Origin of the sequence: Amycolatopsis thailandensis, assembly GCF_002234405.1 — a bacterium.
Lineage (GTDB): Bacteria > Actinomycetota > Actinomycetes > Mycobacteriales > Pseudonocardiaceae > Amycolatopsis > Amycolatopsis thailandensis.
On the sequence record NZ_NMQT01000230.1, the window covers coordinates 1 to 571 of the forward strand.

At 67.8% G+C, this 571-nt stretch carries 1 protein-coding gene; it reads right to left on the minus strand.

All coding sequences use genetic code 11. The features are described from left to right. Nucleotides 1–22: 22 nt before the first annotated feature. The gene (locus CFP71_RS41825; protein WP_244200035.1) at nucleotides 23–511 is read right to left on the minus strand and encodes a DUF3152 domain-containing protein; all 489 of its coding nucleotides are present in this window, start codon (nucleotides 509–511) and stop codon (nucleotides 23–25) included. Nucleotides 512–571 lie beyond the last annotated feature (60 nt).

Below are 571 nucleotides of genomic sequence, written 5' to 3' on the forward strand. Positions count from 1 at the left end.
TCTGCCTGTCAAGTTTTCTAGTTTAATAGGTCGGCCACTCCTCACCGCCACACTCTTTCCCTACACGTGTCGCTTCCGATCTGCGTGTCTTCGGCGTGGCCAGGTAGAGCGTGAAATCGACCGGGCCGTCAGGGCCGACCCTCTGTAACCTCCAGCGCCCGCCCCCGGTCCAGCCGCGTGGATCGGCCAAAGTGGACTCGACGGCTTTGACGAACTCGTCCTGGCTCACGCCCGCGATGTCCGCCTCGACGGCGACGCGGTATCGCACCAGCTTTCCGGTCTGCCCGGCGATCGGGCCTTCACCGGCGGGAAGGATCCACTGGCCGGATCCCGCCTGCGGGAAGGTGATCCCGGCGGACGGCGGCGCGGGTTTCCGCGAAGACAGCGAGACCGCTGTCGGCGGCGCGAGGACCGGTACCGGGGTCACCGCGGGAGGAGCGACGGGGTGGGCTTCACAACCGGCCACCACCAGGGCGCCTACGACGACGGCCAGAATCCCGCGCACGGTCATCGGCACTCCCGCGGATCATCGGTCACATCGGGGGATACGGTCCGGGGCCGGGAGAAGTTG

Excerpts from the sequence above, each read along its gene's own strand:
- CFP71_RS41825 (WP_244200035.1), bottom strand. The coding sequence starts at position 511 with ATGACCGTGCGCGGGATTCTGGCCGTCGTCGTAGGCGCCCTGGTGGTG.